Origin of the sequence: Enterococcus sp. BWB1-3, assembly GCF_016745275.1 — a bacterium.
GTDB lineage: Bacteria > Bacillota > Bacilli > Lactobacillales > Enterococcaceae > Enterococcus_L.
In genome coordinates, this window is sequence record NZ_JADOEP010000012.1 from 32,993 (window position 1) to 51,631 (window position 18,639).

Sequence of the window (18,639 nt, forward strand, 5' to 3'; positions counted from 1 at the left end):
AAGGAGAGCCAATAGTTCTTTGTGATTTCACCCCGTAACAATCATTGTATCTACGGTTCTCGCCGGACTGCGATCCTCGATACAAATGCGTTTATGAGAAGCCGAAACGCATTGGCAGCCGGACTGTCCGAAAGAAAGCAAATAATCTACCAAACAGAGCTAAAGATTATTTGCTAACAAAAATTAAAAGGAGAGCCAATAGTTCTTTGTGATTTCACCCCGTAACAATCATTGTATCTACGGTTCTCGCCGGACTGCGATCCTCGATACAAATGCGTTTATGAGAAGCCGAAACGCATTGGCAGCCGGACCATCAGAAAAAAATCCATTAACCAAGAAACAACGAATGGACTATAATCAATTTAAAAGAGGAGAGAGTCATTTGCAAAACAATTCTACCCCAACCAATAAACCTAAAAAGGGAAATAAGAACCCCAAATTGCTGATTCAACTGGGGGTTGCTGTGATCATTATTATTGCAGCACTATTCTTGGTCATTCCAAGAGTCCAGGCAAATATTCGTTTATCACAGGTCGAATCATTAGTTGATGTGGACTTCAGCAGTAAAAAAGTGAAGTTTGCTGATACAAAAACAATTGAAAAAGAGATTAAGGATAGCCGTGCAATTACAGTTGTATTTTCAGTACCAAGTGGAAAAACGTATGATCGGGTAATTTCACTGTTTGAAGATGAGGAAGAAATGAAGATGTTCAGCCGCAGTCTTACTGTTTATCCAATCATATATGATGCAAGTGAAATCGAAAAGCAGTATAATATAAAAAAAGAGGACGTCACAGTTATCTTTTTTGAAGGCGGCAAGGAGCGAAATCGATTTATTGTTGAGAGTACAATGGATGTCAAAACAGAGTTAATATTAAAGCTTAATGAGTTGCCATTAGCAATAGTTGAATCGGACGCGCCGATAGATACTCCCACAGATGCTCCAACAACAGAATCTGCTGCTCCTGAACCAACTGAACCGGAACCAACTGCAGAACAGCTGCATCAGGAAAAACTACAGACGGTACAGTAGACTGACAGAAAGAAGGGATTAAGATGAGATTTATGATTTTATTCACTTTAGGTGTTTTCTTCTTGTTAAATACACGCAGGAGTGCTGTTCCTGTATATGTAAGAAGTGGTTCACGTGATCGTTACTGATTTGAAAGAAAAAGCAGCAGTCTTATTAAAAAGAAAGAGGGTTCCGGATAATCAGGAGCCCTCTTTCAGGCAGTTTAAGAATAGACGGGTATATTTAGGGAAACGAATTAGGCTGGTTCGCTTTGATAAGACTCGGGGAGAATCTCTTCGTTGGTATAGTGATCCGGAGAGTATGAAGAATATAGTCGGGACTGCAGCTGTTTATAATAAAAAACAAATTGAAGAAATGTATAAGTGGCAAAATGAAAATGGGCAATTATACTATATAGAATATTTGAAAGATGATGAATATCAGACAATTGGGGATGTCTGGCTTGCAAAAGATGATTACGCAATTGTGATTGATCAGGATTTTAGAAGTCGTCATATTGGGCGGACAGTTACGAAATACTTTATTTATAAATCAAGAAAAATGGGCAGAGAATCAATGATTGTCAGCGAGATATTCAACTGGAATAAAGCTTCTCAGAAAATGTTCACCAGCCTGAAATTCTATCCCTTTAAGGAGCATAAAAACAGCTGGAGCTATCAAAAAAGACTGACTGTTTCTGAAAAACAGTGAAATTCCACCATCAAAAACTGAAATTTTTGATAAAAGGTTATTGACAGAATCAAGTAATTGACGGTAAAATAACTTTAACAAAAATTTGGGAGGAATCAAACATGACACAACTATCTATTACCAAAGCTCAATCATGGCAAAACTGGCGTAGATAAGTTGTATGTATGATTTTTCATAGATACAACTTTAGAAGATGGATTCTAAAATTTGTATCTATGCTGGCTTATTCAAATTATTTTGAAATTCAAACCACATAGATAATCATCTATGTGGTTTTTGCGTTGAGCAGCAACCATTCTTAAAAAGACGGTTGCTGTTTTTTGTTTAAAAAATGAAGATGATGATTTTAGAACTGCTTCAGAATTAAAGAGGTCATTGAAGTATAAGTTATTCATTTAGGAGGAAAGTGTATGAAATCGAAAAAATTAATGGGAACACTTGGCGTTGTTTTTTTATTTTTAATCATTGCTTTTTTTACAGAAAAACGTGAAGAAAAAGCTGAGGAAATTCCTGTAGTAGGTGTGTTGCAGTATGTCAGTCATCCGGCTTTAGATGAAATCTACAACGGGATTCAAGAGGGATTAAAAGAAAGCGGATTTGTAGATGGAGAGAACATAAAAATTATTTTTCAAAATGGTCAGGCAGATCAGAGTAAGCTGACGACAATGAGTCAGCAGTTAATTCAAAAAAATTCAGAGGTCTTAATTGGTATAGCGACACCAGCAGCGCAAGCATTGGCTAACAGTACCAGCGAAATTCCAATTGTACTTGGTGCGATTACAGATCCTGTAAGTGCTGGACTGGTGGAAACAAATGAAAAGCCGGGCGGAAATATCACCGGTGTCAGTGATAAATCGCCGGTCGATAGTCAACTTGACTTAGCAGTTTCATTATTGCCTAAAGCGAAGAGTGTGGGTATACTTTACTCTTCCGCAGAGGAAAACTCAAAGTATCAGGCCGCTGAAGCGAAGGAAGCAGCACAGGGACTTGGATTGACGGTTAAGGAGTATGTTGTTCCGTCCAGTAATGAGATTGCCCAGACAGTTCAGGTTATGTCGAGTGAGATAGACTTTATCTATATTCCAACAGACAATACCATTGCAAATGCAATGCAGACTGTTGTGAACGAGGCAAATAAAATGAACACGCCCATTATTCCTTCGGTGGACACTATGGTTTCTGAAGGTGGACTGGCCACTGTGGGAATTAATCAGTTTGATCTTGGGGTCCAAACGGGAAAAATGGCGGCAGATATCATTTCAGGCAAGTCAGATCCAGCAACAACGCCTATCTATACATTTAACACAGGAGACATTATCATTAATGAAGTTCAGGCGAAAAAACTTGGTGTGACGATACCGGAAGCAGTCTTAAAAGAGGCGAAGCTGGTAGGAGAAGAATAAAGCTGAATAATTTAAAACGAGCGGTTAAAATAGATTTTTTCGTATTATAAAATGAAGAACAGGAGTGGATCACATGATTGTTTCAGCAATTGGACAAGGAATGCTATGGGCAATTTTAGGACTGGGAATATTTATGACATACAGGATATTGAATTTTCCGGATATGACAACGGAGGGCTCATTCCCATTGGGCGGGGCAGTTTGTGTCACTGCGATTACGCAAGGAATTTCACCGATATTTGCAACACTTCTGGGGATTTTAGCTGGTATGTGTGCAGGCTTTGTAACTGGACTCTTGTTTACTAAAGGGAAAATACCAGTCATTCTATCTGGTATATTGGTGATGTCAGGCTTGAATTCAGTGATTTTATATGTGATGCAAACACCCAATCTTTCATTGTTGAATCAACCCAAAATTCAGGATATTTTTTCTTCCATGGAACTGCCGAATTATTTTGACAGTGTTTTTCTTGGAGCAATCGTTCTGGTTCTGATTATCGGACTTCTGTTATTTTTCTTTAATACGGTTCTAGGACAGGCGTACATTGCTACGGGAGATAATGAAGATATGGCCCGCTCAATTGGGATTAAAACAGATAACATGAAAATTCTCGGGCTGACACTTTCCAATGGCATTATTGCACTGTCAGGAGCTTTGATTGCACAAAATGATGGGTATGCAGATGTCAATAAAGGGATTGGAGTCATTGTGATTGGCTTGGCTTCTATTATCATTGGGGAAGTACTGTTCGGTGAACTGACATTTGCGGAGCGGCTTGTGGCAATTGTCATTGGCAGTATTATTTATCAGCTGCTGATTCTGGCTGTTATCAAACTAGGATTTGATACAACCTATCTTAAGATTTTCTCAGCAGGAATTCTTGCGATATGTCTGATGATTCCGCAATTAAGAAAAGCGTTGAATCTCCGTATTTTGCCAGAAAAGGGGGAAGAAAAATGAGTGCAATTCTGGAAATCAGCCATGCAACTAAAGTAATTGATAATGGAATAAATGAAAAGAAAGTAATTTTAAACGATGTTTCATTAACTATTAATGAGGGAGATTTTATTACTGTTTTGGGCGGTAACGGAGCTGGGAAAAGCACATTGTTTAACAGCATCACAGGAACATTGACCTTGTCTGGTGGGAAAATAAAAAGCGGAAGTGAGGAAATCACCTCTTTTTCTGAGGAAAAACGGGCAAATTATTTTTCACGAGTCTTTCAAGATCCGAAGCTTGGTACTGCACCAAGGATGACTGTTGCTGAAAATTTATTGTTAGCATTGTATAGAGGTCAAAAGAGGACATTAAAAAACCGACGCTTGAATGAACGCCGGGACCTCTTTTTTGAAATCTGCAGTGAGGTTGGAAACGGACTGGAAGAACATTTGGATACGCCGACTGGAAATCTGTCAGGCGGACAGCGTCAAGCACTCAGCTTATTGATGGCCACTCTGACAAAGCCTCGACTTCTGCTCTTGGATGAGCATACTGCTGCACTTGATCCAAAAACTTCCAAACAGTTAATGAAGCTGACCGATCAGCGTATTACCGATGGAAATCTTACCTGTCTGATGATTACTCATCGAATGGAAGATGCGTTGCATTATGGCAATCGGCTGATTGTTATGCAAAAAGGAAGGATTGTTAAAGACTTAAACAGAGAAGAGAAGGCTGCTTTGAAATTGCAGGATTTGCTATTGTTTTTTGAAGAAGAACCGGAAGAGCTGTCAGTTGACTAGAGGTTAACTCGAAAAAAATAGTACTTTATTCTTTGTCCTCTATGAAACAGGTACATCAGCTCCTGGTTTATTATGAGGTTGTGTCAAACACTCATTCCTTCTTTTTGGTAAACGTACAAGTGTTTCCAGATCGGTAGTTTACTTTTTGAGAATACAAAAGCAAAAATAAGAAAAATTATCAGAAAATTCATTGTTGGCTTAGAAATTTGTTGTTATGCAGATTGTCCGGCAATGAATTTTTATTGTTGTTGATTCAGATGCTGAATGGCGTCTTGAATCGATACTTCTTCTCATGTTAAAATAGCTAACAGCGAGAATGGACGGGAGAATTATATATGACTGACAGTCAGAAAGTTCAGAAAGTATTGAAAGAAGTATTTGGGTATGATCAATTTAGGGAAGGTCAAAAAGAAATTATTGATCATGTATTGAATGGGGAAAACGTTTTGGGAATTATGCCTACTGGCGGCGGGAAATCAATTTGCTATCAGCTTCCGGCATTATTAATGGAAAATGTAACTCTTGTTGTTTCTCCTTTAATTTCACTGATGAAGGATCAGGTGGATGCTCTGAACCTGATGGGAATTCCTGCTGCGTTTATTAACAGCACTTTAACAACACAGGAAATGAATCAGCGGATTCAGTTAGTTGTAGATAAAGAAATCAAGCTCTTGTATGTAGCTCCTGAGCGATTGGAATCATTTGAGTTTCAACAGCTGCTTACACATGTAGAGATTGATCTTTTAGCTGTTGATGAAGCGCATTGTATTTCGCAATGGGGACATGATTTTCGTCCGAGTTATTTGCGGATGGCTGAAGTCGTTCAACAGTTCCAGCAGGTACCTGTAATCATTGCGTTAACGGCGACAGCAACGCCGCAAGTTGCTGACGATATAATCCAACAGCTGCATATCCCTGAGAAGAATCAGATTAAAACTGGTTTTGCCAGAGAAAATTTAGCTTTTCAGGTGATTAAAGATCAGAACCGGGATGTCTTTCTTTTAGAATATTTGAAGTTGAATGGAGATCAGTCGGGGATTGTTTATGCGAGTACCCGAAAAGAAGTGGAACGTATTTATCATTTGCTGAAAAGTAAAAATATTGCTGTCGGTATGTATCATGGCGGAATGAATGAAGGACTTCGTAATAAAAGTCAGGAACGTTTTCTTTTTGATGAACTACGGGTAATGGTGGCGACAAATGCTTTTGGTATGGGGATTAACAAAAGCAATGTGCGTTTCGTTATTCACGCCCAAATTCCCGGTAATATAGAATCATACTATCAGGAAGCAGGAAGGGCCGGCCGGGATGGCTTGCCAAGTGATGCTATATTATTTTATGCCCCGCAGGACCTCCAAATACAACAATATTTTATCGACCAATCAGATTCTCCTATTGAATATAAGCAAAAAGAGTACATGAAATTGAGAGAAATGTCACAATACGGCAATGCCCAAATTTGTCTGCAAAAATTTATTTTAAGATATTTTGGTGAAAAAGGAACAGATTGCGGGAGATGCAGTAATTGTCTGGATAATAGAGAACTGGTAGATGTGAGTCTCGAGGCACAAAAGGTTCTTTCCTGTGTAAAAAGAATGGGGGAACGCTTTGGAAAAGGACTGGTAACTAAAGTGCTGACGGGATCAAAGGATCAGAAGATTGATCAGTGGGGCTTTGACAGGCTGTCAACCTATGGGCTGATGAAAGATCGTACTCAAAAGGAAGTAGGACAGCTGATTGATTATTTGACTGCTGAACGGTATCTTTCTCCTTCTGATGGTCAGTTCCCTCTGTTATCCGTCTCTCAGTCAGGTGTTCAAGTACTGCTTGGTAAACAAAAGGTCTTTAGAAAAGAAGATCAGCGGATTCGGCGTCTTGAAGCAGTGGATGATCAGTTGTTTGAATTACTGAGGTCTTTGCGGATGGAGTTTGCTCAGGCAGGGAATGTACCCCCATACCTCATTTTTTCAGATAGTACATTGAAAGAGCTCTGTGAAAAGCAGCCTAAAAATTCGATTGAATTTTTACAGGTCAAAGGTGTTGGGCAAAATAAATTGGAGAAATATGGGGAGCAGTTTCTTCAAGTAATTAACAGCTATCCGCCGTCAGACAATACAGAATCGACAAAAAATTAGACTAGTCTTGAAAGCTTGTGTTTTTTTGAGAAACAACAGGTTATAAATAGCAGATTTTTATCTTTTTTGATACTATGTATAAATGTATTTGGTATTTTTTTGAAATATTCTGATGGAAATCAGCCGAAAAAACAAATGATTTTTCATTAAAATTTTTTCGCAGCTGGTGAAGTTTCAGCTAGAGGTCAATACAGACAAGTCTGCTGCCGGAAAGTTAAAAAAGAGTATAGACTGTTGTTTTTCAGAAAATTTCTATTAATAATGCAAGGAAATATGCTATAATTACATAATTAAGATTAGGAGGTTGACTGCAGATGAAACCTATCACAAAAGAATTTGCGATGGAACTGCTGAAAGAGGATGCTGACAGAATTATGATGCTGATTCGCAATCAAAATAACAGCCTTTGTATTTCTCAATGTAAGGCATTTGAAGAGGTTGTTGACACGCAAATGTACGGCTTTTCAAGACAAATGACCTATGCTGTTCGACTGGGTATTATTAGTTCTCAAGAAGGTCACCAGATGCTTAGTGATTTGGAAAAAGAACTGAATCGATTATATACTGAAGTGTATGAAGTGACACAAGATAAAAATGAGAGTGGCAAGGAGGTTTAAACTTTGCCAAAGAAAGTAAAGAAAAGACATCTGCTGGATTATAGTATTTTGATTCCTTACTTAATTTTGAGCTGTGTGGGCTTGATCATGGTTTACAGTACAACTTCGGCAAAACAGCTTACAGAGGGAAAACCTTTAACTGCAATGGTGATAAATCAGGTTCAGTTTTGGATTTTGAGTCTGGTGGCGATGTTTTTTATTTACAAGATGAAGACAACTGTTTATCAGAATAAAGGGTTTATCATGTTTGCTATTGCAGTGATTTCAGCATTACTTCTGGCGGTCCGCTTCACAGATTTGGGGCAGACAATCAATGGTGCCAAGGGTTGGCTTGTTATTGCCGGATTTTCCATGCAGCCTGCGGAGTATTTAAAAATTATGATTATCTGGTATCTGGCATATATATTGGCCAGACGCCAAAAATATATTGATAAAGAATTTAAAAAAGCAGTTTTCAGACCCATGCTTTTAGTTGCTGCTCTTATTTTTTTGGTTATTATTCAACCCGATTTAGGAAATGCAGCAGTGTTGACTCTGGTAGCCATTACTATTTTGTTGGCGAGCGGAATCAATTACATGTATACATATGTAATCGCCGGAGCAGGGATTTTGGGAAGTATTGCTTTTATTGAAGCTCTTTTACTGACAAAAGGAAGTTTTATTCCAGCCCAGTTTCAATATGTATACAAACGTTTTGAAGTTTTTTTGAATCCTTTTATTGACGAAAGAGAAACTGGACATCAGTTGATTAATTCCTATTATGCAATGAGTAATGGCGGCTGGTTTGGTCGAGGTCTGGGAAATAGCATTCAGAAAAAAGGTTTTTTGCCTGAAGCACACTCGGATTTTATTTTTTCGATTACGATTGAGGAGCTGGGACTGATTGTTTCAATTTTGATTCTTTTAGTTTTGTTCTTTTTGATTAGTCGGATTATTTTGGTCGGGGTTCGTTCGAAAAAACCGTTTAATTCACTCTTCTGTATCGGAATTGGCGCAATGCTGATGATTCAAGTGTTTGTCAACTTAGGCGGAATTACAGGAATCATTCCTTTAACCGGGATAACTTTCCCATTTTTAAGTCATGGAGGAAACAGCCTTTTGGTCGTCTCGGCAGCTGTTGGATTTGTACTGAACATCAGTGCGGATGAAAAGCGGCAGAAACTGATCGATGATTACCAGGTGGCTGAATCTGATATATAACGATTTGAGAGCAACTATAAATGAAGGTAGGAGTGGGAAAATGAAGAAAGTTTTAGTAGCAAACCGCGGTGAAATCGCTGTTCGTATTTTTCGGGCATGTACTGAATTAAATATCCAGACAGTTGCTGTCTATGCGGAAGAAGATGAATATTCAGTCCATCGGTTTAAAGCGGATGAAGCGTACTTGGTAGGACGCGGGAAAAAACCGATTGAAGCATATCTGGATATCGAAGGAATTTTAAAGATTGCTAAAAATGCAGGAGCTGATGCAATTCACCCGGGATATGGTTTTCTTTCTGAAAACCTTGAATTTGCGAAGCGCTGTGAAGAAGAAGGAATTACATTTATCGGACCCAATATCCATCATTTAGATATCTTTGGTGACAAAATTAAAGCTAAAGAAGCGGCTGTAGCTGCTGGTATTGCGTCAATTCCAGGATCGGACGGTCCAGTTGATACAATTGACGAAGTACTTGAGTTTGGAAATACACATGGATTTCCTGTCATGATCAAAGCTGCATTGGGCGGCGGCGGTCGTGGGATGCGGGTAGCTTATAATGAAAAAGATGCACGTGAAGGTTATGAGCGTGCAAAAAGCGAGGCCAAAGCAGCCTTTGGTTCGGATGAAGTATATGTAGAACGATATATTTCAAATCCAAAGCATATTGAGGTTCAGATATTAGGAGATTGTCATGGGAATGTTATTCATTTGTTTGAACGTGACTGCTCTGTGCAAAGACGTCATCAAAAAGTTGTAGAAGTTGCTCCATGTGTTTCAATGGATGAAGCATTGCGGGAAGAAATTTGTAATGCCGCTGTTCAGCTGATGAGTCATGTCGGTTATGTGAATGCCGGAACTGTTGAGTTTTTGGTTGAAGGCGACCGCTTTTATTTTATTGAAGTAAATCCGCGTGTACAGGTTGAGCATACGATTACGGAAATGGTTACAGATATCGATATCGTAGTTTCGCAGCTTCTTATTGCTCAGGGGCTGGAGCTTCATAAAGAAATTGGCATTCCTAAACAAGAAGAGTTGCGCTTGAATGGTGCTGCTATTCAGTGCAGAATTACGACAGAAGATCCGCTGAACAATTTCATGCCGGATACTGGAAAAATTGATACGTATCGTTCTCCAGGTGGTTTTGGAGTTCGTTTGGATGTTGGAAATGCCTATTCAGGTTATGCGGTAACTCCTTATTTTGACTCACTATTAGTTAAAGTCTGTACGCATGGTATTACCTTTGAAAAGTCTGTGCAGAAAATGCAGCGTTGTCTGAAAGAATTTCGTGTTCGTGGTGTAAAGACGAATATTCCGTTTCTGCAAAATGTAGTAAGTCACCCATTATTCCGATCAGGTGAGGCACATACAACTTTTATTGACAATACACCTGAATTATTTGAATTTCCTCGTGTACGCGACCGTGGAAACAAAACAATGAAATTTATCGGTGAAGTAACTGTAAATGGTTTTCCAGGGATTGAAAAATTAGAAAAGCGTTATTTTGGTCAACCTAGATTGCCTGAAAATCTGGTTCTTAAGAAAGATTTCATTACTGCAAAGAATGTGCTTGATGAGAAGGGAGCAGAAGGAGTTGTTGAATGGGTAAAACAACAGGAAAATGTTTTACTGACGGATACAACATTCAGAGATGCGCATCAAAGCCTTTTAGCTACACGAGTTCGCACACAAGATTTCAAGGAAATTGCCCAGGCAACTTCAGAAGGTTTGCCTGAACTTTTTTCAACTGAAATGTGGGGCGGGGCTACATTTGATGTAGCTTACCGATTCTTAAATGAAGATCCATGGCAGCGATTAAGAAAACTGAGAAAGCTGATGCCGAACACATTGTTCCAAATGCTGTTTAGAGGGTCAAATGCAGTCGGTTATCAAAATTATCCAGATAATGTCATCAGAGAATTTATTAAAGAGTCAGCCAAGCAGGGAGTAGATGTTTTCCGTATTTTTGACAGCTTAAACTGGATTCCTCAAATGGAAAAGAGTATCCAGGCTGTTCGGGATTCAGGGAAAATTGCAGAAGCGGCAATTTGTTATACTGGAGATATCAATGATCCATCCAGAAATAAATATACTATTCAATATTATAAGGATATGGCTAAAGAGCTTGAACAGCTGGGCAGCCACATCATAGCCATTAAGGATATGGCAGGTCTGCTCAAACCACAGGCTGCCTATCGCTTAATCAGCGAGCTGAAGGATACTGTTGACGTGCCTATTCATCTCCATACTCATGATACAAGCGGAAATGGTATTATCACATATTCTGCAGCAACAAAAGCCGGAGTAGATATTGTAGATGTTGCGGCGAGTGCAATGAGCGGAGCAACAAGCCAGCCTAGTATGACTAGTTTGTATTATGCGCTGGTAAATGGAGAACGTACTCCAGATATCAATGTTGACAATGCTCAGAAAATCAATCACTACTGGGAAGATGTTCGTATGTACTATATTCCGTTTGAAAATGGCTTGAATGCGCCTCAGACAGAAGTTTATATGCATGAAATGCCTGGCGGTCAGTATTCCAATTTGCAACAGCAGGCAAAAGCAGTCGGTTTAGGTGACAAATGGGATGATATAAAAAAAATGTACCAGACAGTTAATTTAATGTTTGGTGATATTGTGAAAGTAACCCCGTCTTCGAAAGTTGTTGGGGATATGGCATTGTTCATGGTGCAGAATGATTTAACAGAAGAAGCAGTTTTTGAGTGCGGCAATCAATTGAGCTTCCCTGAGTCTGTAGTAACATTTTTCCAGGGAGATCTTGGGCAGCCGACTGGCGGATTTCCTAAAGAGCTGCAACGTATTATTCTTAAGGGACGTCCGGCCTTTACTGATCGTCCGGGAGATTTGGCTGAGCCTGTAGATTTTGCAGCGATAAGTAAAGAGCTTGCTGAGAAAATCGGATATGAGCCGAAAATGGAAGAAGTATTAAGCTACTTGATGTATCCTCAGGTCTTTCTTGATTATCGGACCTCTTATCAAAATTATGGCGATGTTACTCTACTTGATACACCGACATTCTTCCAGGGAATTCGATTGGGTGAAACGGTTGAAGTCCAGATTGAAAGAGGAAAGACGTTAATTGTTCGCTTAGACGAAATCGGTGAACCGGATGTGGAAGGAAATCGAACATTATTCTTTAATCTGAATGGTCAGCGACGTGAAATAGAGATCAAGGATCACTCAATCAAATCCAGTGTTCAAACGAAGCGAAAAGCTGAGCCGACAAATAAGGGGCAGATAGGGGCTACTATGTCCGGATCAGTTCTGCAGCTCCTTGTTAAGAAAGGTGACAAAGTTAAAAAAGGCGACCCTTTAATTATCACAGAAGCAATGAAAATGGAAACTAGTCTGGAAGCTCATTTTGATGGAATGGTAGATCATATTTATGTGTCAGAGGGCGAAGCAATCAGCTCAGGCGATCTATTATTGGAATTAGAGGAAAAATAAAGGCATTGAGGGAGGAAAAAATGAAAAGAGTTTTGGCTTTTCTTGCAGTACTTTCAACGGTATTGATTATTGGCTATCTTGAACCTGTATTTTTTCCTCCTGAAAAAGCCGAAATCGATATAAGTAATAACGGGGGACAGGTTGTCTCTCATACGGCATTGCCCCACGAAGAGCTTGAAGCTTCGGGGTATGCCTTATACATAGGAAAAAAAATCAGCACGTTTACGCAGGAATTCGGCGAGCCGCTTACCAGATATTCCACAGGCTTAGGTTATGATTTGTTAATATTTGGTGAGGAAGATTCAGAATATATGGAAGTTAGCGTAAATAATGATATTATTCAGTCTGTTAAGGTGTTTAATACTACAGACAGAACTGCCCCGTTTAATTTTGAGATGACCTTGTCTGATATTTCAGAATTAACCACCATATTTTCAAATTTCTCCATTGATTATGAAGCAGAAGAGTATTCGATAGAGCTTACGGAAGAAGATATGAACTATCGACCGCTGATAGCCTTTGACAATCAAAGCTTTGCTGTTTTATTTTTTACGCATGGAAAAGAGAGTATTTCTGGGATTACATATGTTTCAAAAGAGTATCTGTTGACAGTAATGCCTTATCAGCTGACAACGGGACAGGCGCTGCCAATTACTATTGAAGAAACTGAAGCTGAGATAGCAGCGGAGAAGCAGAAAACAATCATTCGAATGATCAATTTATTAAGAATTAATGATGGTCTGGAACCCTACGCAATAAATTCTGAGACAATGAAGAATGCAGTTGAGTTATATCAGTTTTACGAAGAGAATGCTTCAGAATTCCTTTCTGTCGAACGGTTGGAATCTCTATCACAAGTCAAAAATGAAAGCCTTGGCGAAATTGCTTCTGCTTTTATATTTTCAAATACAGAATTTGAAAAAATGGCGGATAAAAGTAATCTGCCTTTGCGAAAGCCGGATGGGATTTATATGACCCCTGTCTATGATCCTTCCTTTGCTGCTCTTTTTTGGTTTTCAGATGGTGCCTATTATGCACGCTTTTCACAGGAGAATGCTCAGAACATTGGCGTTGCTTTTTCTAAAGAAGATGTGTTAGTCTTATTAGAGAATACACAAAATAATACAGAAGAAACAGAGGATAGCAGATAAGATGATAGTGAATGAATCACTTTTTAACATAGAGGATCAAACAGAGCTGCTGGTTCAAACTGTTTTGAGCAGCAGCAAACTTAAACAATATAAAGAAAATAAAAGAAAAATGAATCAGTCAGAAACGGTGCAGGAGAGGCTGTCTGAATTTTTGTCTTCAAAAACAGCGTTTGAGCGTATAGAAAGCTATGGCTCGCATGCCCCTGATTTTAAAACGAAGCAAAGAGCACTTCGTCAGGCGAAAAGACAGCTGGATATGTGTGAAGAGGTTTCTGAATTCAGAATTTCAGAAACAGATATTCAGGATATTTTAGATACGATCAGTTCTGCAATCGCAAAAACAATTTCTGATGATATTAAAGTGGATGCTGGGAACCCGTTCTTTACCAAAGGAACTCAGCATGGATGCGGAGGAAGCTGTCATGCAAGTTAATGTAAATGAGGAAAAAGAATTGACTCTGCAAAAGCGCAGATCAATCATTATTTGGGTTTATTCTTTGAAGCAGTTGAAAACACTGAAGAGATATGGACTTATACAGTATGTTTCCAGAAGGATGAAATATATTGTTCTTTATATGAATGAAGAAGAAATTGAGTCAGCAGAAGCAAAAATTAACGGACTGCATTTTGTTCGCAAGGTGGAACGTTCTTATCGACCGGATGTTGAAATGAATTTTGCAGAAAAAATCGGGACAAAGGCGGCTTATCAATATGTTGAAGAAGAAGGTTTTGAAGTTGAAGAAATCAATACTCAGATTCGCTTAGCTGAAAATGTATAAATTTGAAGAGATGAAAAATGTGTAGGAACTTCAAACATTTTTCATCTTTTTTCCATGAAGAAAAGCTAGAATAAAGCTGATGACTGTTACTGTTTTGTTTGATGACTGCGGCAAAACGAGTGAATTCAGTTAGCTATAAAAAGAACAGGAGCGAGAAGATGCGAGTAGTTGCAGGTGAATATAGAGGTCGTCGTTTAAAAGCATTAACTGGTGATAGCACACGACCTACAACAGATAAAGTAAAAGAATCCATTTTTAATATGATTGGTCCTTATTTTGATGGAGAATATGTGCTGGATTTATATTCCGGCAGTGGAAGCCTTGCAATTGAAGCTGTTTCCAGAGGTGCAGCAAAAGCAGTATGTATCGAGAAAAATTTTTCGGCATTTAAAGTGATTCAGGAAAATATTGCTGTGACAAAAGAAGATGAAAAGTTCACTGTAAAAAAAATGGATGCGGACAAAGCATTGGACTATTTATCAGGTGAAGGCTGGCATTTTGATGTGATTCTTCTTGATCCGCCGTATGCGCAACAAAAAATTGAAGAACAGCTCAAAAAAATGCTTTTAACCCATCTGTTAAATGATCATTGTGTTGTGGTTTGTGAAACAGATAAAGAGGTTGAGTTGCCTGAAACAATCGATTCTTTATATAAAGCAAAGGAATCTGTTTATGGGATATCTAAAATATCGATTTATAGAAAGGACTCTGCTGATGACTAAAACAGCTCTTTTTCCAGGAAGCTTTGACCCTTTTACTAAGGGGCACCTAAATACTGTTGAGCGCGCAGCACAGATTTTTGATGAGGTAATTATTGGTATTTTTACAAATACCGGAAAGAATTCCTGGTTCAATGCGATAGAAAAAGAAGAAATGATTGTGAAAGCAACTGAACATTTGAGTAATATTCGTGTTATTCATCAGGAAAAGAAACTTACAGTAGAAACTGCATGTGCACTAGGTGCTGGATTTTTAATCAGAGGAATCCGGAATATTCAGGACTATGAATATGAAAAAAACATTGCTTTGATGAATCGGCATTTAGAGCCGAAGATAGATACTGTCTTCTTGCTGGCAGATGAAAAATATGCGCATGTCAGTTCAAGTGTGTTGAAAGAAATAGCAGTATTTGGTGGAGATGTTTCAGAATTTTTGCCAAATGCAGTAAATGATATGTTGGAGAAGAGAGCGATGATTGATGATAAATAATAAGAAAAAATTTTCTTTTATTCCCTTTTTTTTGATTCTTGTATTCATTCTATTGTTTGTTGTGAGAATTCCTTATTATATTGAAGGGCCTGGCTCGACAGAAAATCTGAAGGACTTTGTAACAGTGGATGGAAAGAAAGATGAAGGAGCCGGAGGCTTTTATCTGACAACTGTGAGTGTGAGAAGAGCAACTGCTGTATCAGCTATAGCAGCCCATTTTACGGATTTCAATGAGCTGCTAAGCAAAGAGGAGCTGATGGGCAGCAGCACAAGTAAGGAATACGAACAAATTCAACAATACTACATGGATTCTTCTCAAAATGCTGCAATTGAACAGGCGTTGAGGCTCGCAGGAATTGATTATCGGATGGAGTATAAAGGTGTCTACGTTTTGACGATCGATGAAGAATCAGATTTTAAGAATAAAATTGAAGTTGGTGACACAGTAACAGGAGTTGACGGAAAAATATTTGAGAACAGCGAAGAGCTGATAGAGTATGTAAAAAGCCAGGAAGTGGGTCAAAAAGTAACAGTAACGTTTTTACATGATGGGGAAGAAAAGGAAGCATCTGGCAGATTAATGGAGCTTTCCACAAAAAATCCGGGGATTGGTATTGGACTGACGGACCATACAGAGATTGAGACAGATGTGGATGTGAGAATTGATGCAGGCAGCATCGGAGGGCCCTCAGCCGGGCTGATGTTTACGTTGCAGACATACGAATTGCTTACAGGAAAAGAAATTCGGAAAGGTCATGAAATTGCCGGCACAGGTACGATTAATTCTGAAGGAACAGTTGGAAGAATTGGAGGAATCGATAAGAAAGTGGTAACTGCCAGTGAAAACGGGGCAGAAATCTTTTTCGCTCCAGATGATGAAATATCTGACGAATTAAAAGAAGAGTACCCAGAGACCAAAACCAACTACGAAGAAGCACTTGCTGCAGCCGAAAAAATTGGAACAGATATGAAAATTGTTCCTGTAAAAACCGTTCAGGATGCCTTGGATTACCTAAATGAGCTGGAAGAAAAATAGTAATAATAGTTATTGACTGAACATCGTGTTCACATAGTGGATGTAGATTTTTCCCGATTTACAAGTACAATTAGACGAACCTTTCATAAAAAAATACACCTGTGAGCCGTTTGAGGTATGGCATACAGGTGTATTTTTAGCGTTAGTATTTTGGTATCAAGTCGGCCCACGGACCAATATGAAACACAACTCCCAGCAAAAAGAAAAGTATAAAGAGAACAATCATTGAGTAGGATAAGAAAATACCAATTCGCAAACCCATTTGAAAATTATTAATCAGGAAATCAAATTTTCTTTTTCTGTAGACGGATTCTCTAATTGAAATATTTTTCATCTTATCAATTTCTGATATTTGTTCTAAGAAAAGCTGGGCATCTGCTTCATCGATCAACTCCGAAAAAATACTGTTTTCACATTCAAAGTCGAAGTAATAACTAATTAATTTTTTCCTGGTAAATCGAAAACCACCTTCCCGCTCCCAATAACTGCTCTTCATTTTTTTCACGGTAATCACGCTGATCGCTTCATATGGGTAGCTGTAAAATAACCCCTGATCAATATATTCAATGATTGTCAAAAAGATAATCCTCTGATCAGTAAAGATTAATAATCTGTTTCCTCTCAAATCATGAAAATCTTTGATATATTTACGACCTTTTTCTGTTTTTGGATGATAAATGCCCAAATAACCAACATTCATAAAGCTGAGATTGGGGCCATCAGTTGTCAGAGGAAAGTAGGATTGGATTTCTTCCTCTGCCTCAAGTTCACCTTTGACTGACTCAAGCAGCTCCTGCAGGAAAATATACATCTTAGTCTGTTTGAAAAGTGCATTTTTCTGCTCGCTGGAAAAGAGTGCAGATGCGTCTTGATTCATCTGTTCCTGATTCAGTTTCCGGACACTTTTTCTAAAAGTATTCGCCATGATTTATTACTCCTTCCTGTAAATTTTTTTTGAGTTTTTTTCGACCTCTGGATAGGTGATTGTAAATTTGTGTGATCGACAATTGCAGTTCCTCTGCAATCATTTGCGGAGTTTCCTGATAGTAATAATATTTAAGAAAAATCAGCTGATCTTCGCTGCTCAGACTGCAAATCAAATCCAGAAACTCTTCTTTTTCAAAGTATTGATCATATATTTTAGATTCTGCTGCTTGTTCAAGAGGTACAAGTTTTTGCTTACGGATAATAGTTCTTTTTTTATCAATACAGCTATTACGGGTGATTGTCAGAGACCAGGTTTTCAGACTGCTTTTCGATACATCAAACTGATCTATTGATCTCCAAATTTTGTAGAAAACTTCATTTTCTGCTTCTTTATGGTAATTGTGCTCTTCAGTACGATTTAATACCGCATTAATTGTCTTGATAATTTTTTCTCCATAAGAGTTAATCAGCAATTCCAACCCCCTGAAGTCCTTCATCTTCATTAATTCTACAATTTTTGCATCCATATCTGGCCCTCCTTTCATCCTATTATACGATCGACAAACTATTTTTTTATCAACAAAAGCTAAAAAATGCGTATTATTTTTTAGGAGGGAGGATTATGAAGGAAAAAATCGTTACTTATCGTTATTGGCTGGGTGGGGGCGCTGTGATTTTCTGCTGTATCATTTTCTGTGTCTATCGCTTAATCTTCCTAAAACCTATCCTCAGTGAGCAACCGCAGGAAGAGTGGTACGCAGCTACTTCAACTTCTGAAGCAGCTGTACAGGAAAGCTCATTTGAAGAGGAGCAGGTGTATGTGGACGTAAAGGGAGCAGTTGCAGTTCCAGGGATTTATGAAGTTAGTTCAGAAATGAGAGTATGGGACGTTTTGGAAATGGCTGGAGGGCTGACTGAATCAGCTGATGAAAAGCAGATCAATTTATCTCAACGGCTGGAAGATCAAATGGTCATCTATGTTCCTGAGGAAGGAGAGGAAATTATAAGTGCTGTAGACGAAGTCAATAAAACCAATAATTCACAAAGTGGTAAGATTGATTTAAACACTGCAGATGAACAAGCTTTAATGACTCTATCGGGTATTGGGGAGAAAAAAGCACAGGAGATCATTAAGTACAGAGAAGAGAATGGCAGATTCAGCTCTATTGAGGAATTGTCTGATATTTCTGGAATCGGAGAGAAAACATTTGAGAAGTTAAGAGACTCTATTTTTGTCTCTTAATACG

General features: G+C 38.5%; 18 protein-coding genes. 16 read left to right on the plus strand and 2 right to left on the minus strand.

Annotated elements, in window-relative coordinates; translation table 11 throughout:
* Positions 1–208: 208 nt before the first annotated feature.
* The 15 genes from IW492_RS09775 to IW492_RS09845 all read left to right on the plus strand — a co-directional run bounded on the left by IW492_RS09775 (position 209) and on the right by IW492_RS09845 (position 16,465).
* A complete protein-coding gene (locus IW492_RS09775; RefSeq protein ID WP_202067437.1) occupies positions 209–1,033 on the plus strand; it encodes a hypothetical protein in 825 nt (274 codons plus the stop codon).
* A gap of 114 nt (positions 1,034–1,147) precedes the next feature.
* Positions 1,148–1,723: a GNAT family N-acetyltransferase gene (locus IW492_RS09780; RefSeq protein ID WP_229444349.1), complete on the plus strand. Its 576-nt coding sequence runs from the start codon at positions 1,148–1,150 to the stop codon at positions 1,721–1,723.
* Between the two features lie 410 nt (positions 1,724–2,133).
* Entirely contained in the window at positions 2,134–3,126 is a 993-nt protein-coding gene (gene trpX, locus IW492_RS09785; RefSeq protein WP_202067438.1) for a tryptophan ABC transporter substrate-binding protein, read from the plus strand.
* 73 nt (positions 3,127–3,199) lie between these two features.
* Positions 3,200–4,087 carry an ABC transporter permease gene (locus IW492_RS09790; protein WP_202067439.1) on the plus strand — a complete coding sequence of 296 codons (888 nt, stop codon included), beginning with the start codon at positions 3,200–3,202 and terminating at the stop codon, positions 4,085–4,087.
* Positions 4,084–4,869: an ABC transporter ATP-binding protein gene (locus IW492_RS09795; protein WP_202067440.1), complete on the plus strand. Its 786-nt coding sequence runs from the start codon at positions 4,084–4,086 to the stop codon at positions 4,867–4,869. Before IW492_RS09790 ends, IW492_RS09795 begins: the two co-directional genes overlap by 4 nt.
* A 335-nt stretch (positions 4,870–5,204) precedes the next feature.
* On the plus strand, positions 5,205–7,004 hold the full coding sequence (gene recQ / locus IW492_RS09800) for a DNA helicase RecQ (RefSeq protein WP_202067441.1): 1,800 nt from the start codon (positions 5,205–5,207) through the stop codon (positions 7,002–7,004).
* A gap of 314 nt (positions 7,005–7,318) precedes the next feature.
* Positions 7,319–7,621 (plus strand): YlaN family protein, encoded by a 303-nt coding sequence (locus tag IW492_RS09805; protein WP_202067442.1) that lies wholly within the window; start codon positions 7,319–7,321, stop codon positions 7,619–7,621.
* A gap of 3 nt (positions 7,622–7,624) precedes the next feature.
* Complete coding sequence (locus IW492_RS09810) at positions 7,625–8,821, plus strand: FtsW/RodA/SpoVE family cell cycle protein (RefSeq protein WP_202067443.1); 1,197 nt, start codon at positions 7,625–7,627, stop codon at positions 8,819–8,821.
* Positions 8,822–8,861: 40 nt separating this feature from the next.
* Positions 8,862–12,290 carry a pyruvate carboxylase gene (locus IW492_RS09815; protein WP_202067444.1) on the plus strand — a complete coding sequence of 1,143 codons (3,429 nt, stop codon included), beginning with the start codon at positions 8,862–8,864 and terminating at the stop codon, positions 12,288–12,290.
* 20 nt (positions 12,291–12,310) lie between these two features.
* A complete protein-coding gene (locus tag IW492_RS09820) occupies positions 12,311–13,441 on the plus strand; it encodes a CAP-associated domain-containing protein (RefSeq protein ID WP_202067445.1) in 1,131 nt (376 codons plus the stop codon).
* A gap of 1 nt (position 13,442) precedes the next feature.
* The gene (locus IW492_RS09825; RefSeq protein ID WP_202067446.1) at positions 13,443–13,874 is read left to right on the plus strand and encodes a YlbF family regulator; all 432 of its coding nucleotides are present in this window, start codon (positions 13,443–13,445) and stop codon (positions 13,872–13,874) included.
* The gene (locus IW492_RS09830; protein ID WP_202067447.1) at positions 13,864–14,220 is read left to right on the plus strand and encodes a YlbG family protein; all 357 of its coding nucleotides are present in this window, start codon (positions 13,864–13,866) and stop codon (positions 14,218–14,220) included. The genes IW492_RS09825 and IW492_RS09830 overlap by 11 nt, the downstream gene beginning before the upstream one ends.
* A gap of 101 nt (positions 14,221–14,321) precedes the next feature.
* Positions 14,322–14,942, plus strand: a complete 621-nt coding sequence (gene rsmD, locus IW492_RS09835) for a 16S rRNA (guanine(966)-N(2))-methyltransferase RsmD (RefSeq protein ID WP_267491466.1) — start codon at positions 14,322–14,324, stop codon at positions 14,940–14,942.
* Positions 14,935–15,429: a pantetheine-phosphate adenylyltransferase gene (gene coaD, locus IW492_RS09840; protein ID WP_202067449.1), complete on the plus strand. Its 495-nt coding sequence runs from the start codon at positions 14,935–14,937 to the stop codon at positions 15,427–15,429. Before rsmD ends, coaD begins: the two co-directional genes overlap by 8 nt.
* Positions 15,419–16,465 carry a SepM family pheromone-processing serine protease gene (locus tag IW492_RS09845; protein ID WP_202067450.1) on the plus strand — a complete coding sequence of 349 codons (1,047 nt, stop codon included), beginning with the start codon at positions 15,419–15,421 and terminating at the stop codon, positions 16,463–16,465. The genes coaD and IW492_RS09845 overlap by 11 nt, the downstream gene beginning before the upstream one ends.
* 142 nt (positions 16,466–16,607) lie before the next feature.
* Here IW492_RS09845 and IW492_RS09850 read toward each other — a convergent pair whose 3' ends face one another.
* The gene (locus tag IW492_RS09850; protein ID WP_202067451.1) at positions 16,608–17,390 is read right to left on the minus strand and encodes a hypothetical protein; all 783 of its coding nucleotides are present in this window, start codon (positions 17,388–17,390) and stop codon (positions 16,608–16,610) included.
* Positions 17,374–17,919: a sigma-70 family RNA polymerase sigma factor gene (locus IW492_RS09855; protein ID WP_202067452.1), complete on the minus strand. Its 546-nt coding sequence runs from the start codon at positions 17,917–17,919 to the stop codon at positions 17,374–17,376. The genes IW492_RS09850 and IW492_RS09855 overlap by 17 nt, the downstream gene beginning before the upstream one ends.
* Positions 17,920–18,014: 95 nt before the next feature.
* Here IW492_RS09855 and IW492_RS09860 point away from each other — a divergent pair, with 95 nt between their 5' ends.
* Complete coding sequence (locus IW492_RS09860; protein WP_202067453.1) at positions 18,015–18,635, plus strand: helix-hairpin-helix domain-containing protein; 621 nt, start codon at positions 18,015–18,017, stop codon at positions 18,633–18,635.
* Positions 18,636–18,639 lie beyond the last annotated feature (4 nt).